Below are 4,510 nucleotides of genomic sequence, written 5' to 3'. Positions count from 1 at the left end.
CATTGGTATTCGTCTTGTTCAGTTTTCAAAGGTCATGCCTCTCACGAGACAACTTCATTAGTTTATCAAAACCTCAAATCTTTGTCAACACTTTTTTGAAAAATTTTTGAAGTTTTTTTGACTTGGTTCGGATGTGCCGAACCTTTATCAACTAACTGTCCCGTTTAAGGAACTCTTCCTTCAGGACTTTCTTAGTATACAACACTACAGCTTTCTTGGCAAGACTTTTTTCTCATTTTTTTAAAAAAATTTTAATTTTTTTTGTTTTCCAGTGATTCTAAGTAGATTTCTTCCCCCAATCCTCTTTGTAGGAGACCTTCCTTTGCGCAGCTGACTAGCTGCTGGGCGAAGAGTTCCATAGCCTCTTTTTCTTTTTGTCCCAAAAGGCTTTTCGAAAACTGCTGCCGAAGTTGTGCATAATCTCGGCCGTAGGTTGTAAAAAAGGAATGGCCATCAAGGAGAGTTTCGAGGGCGTCGAGGTTGGTGAGGAGACCCAAATGAAAGGTGGCCGGTGCGAAGGTTGCTTCAAGGGGCTGGGTACAAATGCTGCGGAACTCCAGAGTCCCCCGCTTGGTCAACTCCTGATAATGATAGGAGCGATGGTGCTGCAGATCTGCCACCTCTGGCTGCAGGCGAACCAGCTGACCCGATAGGTCATAGGCCTGAATTTCTTCCTGCTCGAGATAGCTGCCAAGCGGAATTGATTCGAAATAATAATACTCTCCTTTTCGTTGAATGTAAAAAAGAGAAGAGCGGGATTGATAGTCCATGAAGGCTTGCTCTGTCGTAAAATCGTCCGGGTAAAGACCTACATTCTCAGGAATAAGACCATGCATAGAAGCTTCCCAGAGATAGTCTCGGGCTAGAGCATAGTTCTCCAAGGGTTCAAAGGATGAGTTGGCAAACAGGTAGGCTTTGGCAGCCTCAATTTTATTGAAGGCATTTAGAACTCGCAAAAACTGACTTCTGCTCACATCGAACTGGACCTGGCTGCCACAAATGTAGGCTGCATAATCAGGATAAGCATGGAGCTGCTCATGGTTAGCACCCAAGGCTAAATAATCCATCAGCATTTGGTAACGCCCTGTCGCAACTGGCCGATTGTCATTGACCTTCCAATTAGGGTTAATTCCCAGACCTAACAGCTGGTGATCCTTTGAAAGCAAGAAGTTCTGAATGGTATCAAGATAGACCTTAAAACGATCGGCAACTTGAAAAAGGGTCTCAGCCTTAGCAAATGCAAATTCTAGGGTATTATAGCTGACTTCAAAGAGAATCACATCTCCATTTTCAGCCCTTATTTCAATGGGCTGATGATGCCTATCTAGCCCGACAACCTTAAAATCCAAGGTTTGAACCAGGTGGTTCAGTAAGGCTAGGGATACCTCCCGATTGGTGGCCTGTCCCTGCAAGTGAACAATGGGAAATTCCAGTTCAATCCCAATGAAAAGTTCCGGATTTTCCTTGAGTTTTGCAAGATAGTTTTCCTGGAAAAATTGCTTCACAGACCTGCCCCCCTTTTTCTTTGTTCCTACCAGTATACCAAAATTTTTGGGGTCTACAGACGAAAAAGAGAGAACCGCTACAGTGCTCTCTAAAATCTACTTTGTAAACACACTTTCCCGAGCCTTGCTGAGAGAGCTTCAGCTCTTTATAGAATCCTCAGCTAGGGGTCTTAGTTGTTGATAGTTTTCTTTTTTCAAATTGGAAATGCTTAACATCGCCAGCAAGCTAAAGAGGTAAAGGCTGGCTAAGAAAAGGAGTACGACTGGAATGGTGGAGTGTTGTAAGATATAGCCGATGACAACTGAGGAAAAGCCGCCGATGGCTCGTCCGACGTTGAGGATGGTATTGTTGGCGAGGGAGCGAACATGGTGCGGGTAGAGACGGGTAATCATGGCGCCATAACCGGCAAACATTCCATTGGCAAAAAATCCAACAATGGCTCCGGCGATCAGAATAGTCAGGCCTGTTTTTGCGAAACTGAAGAGGTAAACCGACAGGGAAGAGGCCAGCAGAAAGACGCTATAGACCCTGCGAGGTCCCAGGCGGTCTAGTAACTGACCAAAAACAACCATTCCCAAGCACATACCGAGAATTGTCGTAATCATCCAAATCGAAGAGCCGCTCATCGAAACACCTGCTTGTTCTTGGATAATACTTGGCAACCAGTTCATCATGCCAAAATACCCTGCGATCTGGACTGTTGTCATGACCATTAAACAAAGCGTTTGTGAGGCTATTTGTCGGGTTTTAAATAAATCCCCAATTTTCCCTCTGTCGCCTGGAGCAGCCGTATCTGTCTGTTCATCGAAATCGCTGACCTTGTCAGCATCAACATGGATGAGCGACCAGCCAACAATCAGAAGGGGTAAAAGACCGCACAAAAATAGTCCTCTCCAACCAAAAATCGGGGCAATCAGTCCAGCCAAGGCTGCTGAGGTTATTGAACCTATTTGTCCGACGATTCCGTTGATAGAAGACACTCTTCCCATATTTTCTTTTGGAACTAATCCAGCCATAATCGCAATTGCAACGCCATATTCACCACCAACACCAATACCAGCAATAAAACGCATAGCATAGAGGTATTGAAGATTTGGTGTAAAAAAGATGAGGGCTGTTGCTAAAGAGAAAATAACCACTGTCCAACGAAAGACTTTAAATTTATTGTAACGATCCGCTAAGATCCCAAAAACAATCCCCCCTAGGAGCATACCAAGATTGGTAATCGTAGCAATCCAACCCGCCTCAACCTTACTAATGGCTAGCGAAGCAATGATGGAGGTAAGGGAAAAAGATAAGAACACAACATTCAAATCATCTGTTCCCGAGGCAACAATAGCTGAAATTAGAGCATTGCGATCATTTTTTGATAGTCTCATTTCTTACTCCTTTATTCAATTCCTTGGGACCACGCTTCTGGGTCCAGATGCCAATTTTCCAATAAGGTCCGGAAAGGCTGTAACTCTTCCTTTAACAAAGCCTGTTGAACGAGGGCCTCATAATCCGTTAAACTCGTATAGGCATAGCCAGCCTCCGCAAAAGCGGCTTTCCCAACCGGTAATAAGTAATTAAAAATAGCGACGCAACCGATCACTTCTGCTCCATGCTCCTCCAGTGTCTTGGCTGCTTGTAAAACACTTTTCCCGGTACTGATTAAATCTTCGACAAGAACAACTTTGGTATGTTCAGGCAATCGTCCTTCAATCTGATTTTTCTTCCCGTGTTTTTTGGCATCAGTGCGAACATAGATTAGGGGTAAATCCAGTAATTGGGCAACCATACTGGCATGAGGAATTCCTGCTGTCGCAACGCCGGCGACTACCTGAACTTGTGGAAAAGCGGTCTGAATCCTCGATGCCAGCTGCTCTTCAATAAAGGATCGTTGCTTAGGGAAACTCATGATTAAGCGATTGTCGCAATAAATAGGGGATTTTAAGCCCGAGGTCCAGGTATAAGGAGCTTCTGGAGATAAACTAACAGCTTGCATCTCTAATAGAATTTGTGCGACTTGGTGGGATACTGGTAACGTCATCTCAAGATCTCCATTCATTCAAAATCGTTTGGTAGGCTTGGCTAGGATTGGAAGCAGCTGTAACCGGCCGTCCCACTACAATGTAATCCGTCCCCAAGCTCTTAGCTTCTTGAACGGTCGCAACTCGAACCTGGTCATCCTCTGGAGCCAGATGCTGACGAATACCAGGTGTGATCGTTAAAAATTCGGCTCCACAAACCTCTTTAATAAGGGGCACTTCCTGTGGAGAACAGACCACCCCGTCCATGCCAACCTCTTTGGCCAGTTTAGCCAAGTGAAGAACATTTTCGACTAGATTCTGCTTTGAATCCTGCAGGCTTTGAAATTCTTCCGGACTAGTTGAGGTCAACTGGGTCACGGCAATCAAGAGCGGCTGATGACTGGAGGCATTTCGAGCTTCCACAGCAGCTCGCATCATCTTGATGCCTCCTTGAGCATGCACATTCAACATGTGACAGCCTAGCTGGCTCAGCACAGCCACGCTCTTGGCAACTGTATTTGGAATATCATGCAGTTTCAAATCTAAAAACACCTGATGACCAGCTTCTAACAAGCTTTTGACTACCGCCGGTCCTTGGCTATAGTAACATTCCATTCCAACTTTACAAGTGAGTGATTCCGGAGCTAAATCCTGTAACAAGGCATTGAGCTCCTGGGAAGAGGCAACATCCAAGGCAATAATGGGCTTGGTTTTATCCATAGGGACCTCCTATTCAACTAATAGCGTTAATGTCAGCAATACTCCTTTCTTCTTTTCAGACCAAATCTGCCCGAACCTTTCCGATAATAGCAACTGCATGGATCGATTCTCGAACGAAATTTAACCTAATACTTAACAAAAAATCAAAATCTGAATTATAATAGATAGTATGAAATTCACACAAGATCAAATTAAAGAATTAAAATCAGCTCTTAAAAATAAACAATATTCTGCCTATCATAAGCGCATCCAAGCCGTCTATTTGCGTTCCC

4 protein-coding genes are annotated in these 4,510 nt (G+C 44.3%); all 4 read right to left on the bottom strand.

The window, feature by feature from the left end; genetic code table 11:
* Window positions 1-251: 251 nt before the first annotated feature.
* Window positions 252-1,505, bottom strand: a complete 1,254-nt coding sequence (locus tag E5983_RS08580) for a glutamate--cysteine ligase family protein (protein ID WP_160333427.1) — start codon at window positions 1,503-1,505, stop codon at window positions 252-254.
* 138 nt (window positions 1,506-1,643) lie between these two features.
* Window positions 1,644-2,885 (bottom strand): MFS transporter, encoded by a 1,242-nt coding sequence (locus E5983_RS08575; protein WP_160333426.1) that lies wholly within the window; start codon window positions 2,883-2,885, stop codon window positions 1,644-1,646.
* 11 nt (window positions 2,886-2,896) lie between these two features.
* Window positions 2,897-3,538 (bottom strand): orotate phosphoribosyltransferase, encoded by a 642-nt coding sequence (gene pyrE / locus E5983_RS08570; protein WP_160333425.1) that lies wholly within the window; start codon window positions 3,536-3,538, stop codon window positions 2,897-2,899.
* Window position 3,539: 1 nt separating this feature from the next.
* Complete coding sequence (gene pyrF, locus E5983_RS08565) at window positions 3,540-4,238, bottom strand: orotidine-5'-phosphate decarboxylase (RefSeq protein WP_160333424.1); 699 nt, start codon at window positions 4,236-4,238, stop codon at window positions 3,540-3,542.
* Between the last annotated feature and the right edge of the window lie 272 nt (window positions 4,239-4,510).

This window comes from Streptococcus danieliae, from assembly GCF_009767945.1.
GTDB lineage: Bacteria > Bacillota > Bacilli > Lactobacillales > Streptococcaceae > Streptococcus > Streptococcus danieliae.
Note: the sequence above shows the minus strand (reverse complement) of the source record. Positions and strands in the feature narration are given on the sequence as shown.

Excerpts from the sequence above, each read along its gene's own strand:
- E5983_RS08575 (WP_160333426.1), bottom strand. The coding sequence starts at position 2,885 with ATGAGACTATCAAAAAATGATCGCAATGCTCTAATTTCAGCTATTGTT.
- pyrE (WP_160333425.1), bottom strand. The coding sequence starts at position 3,538 with ATGACGTTACCAGTATCCCACCAAGTCGCACAAATTCTATTAGAGATG.
- pyrF (WP_160333424.1), bottom strand. The coding sequence starts at position 4,238 with ATGGATAAAACCAAGCCCATTATTGCCTTGGATGTTGCCTCTTCCCAG.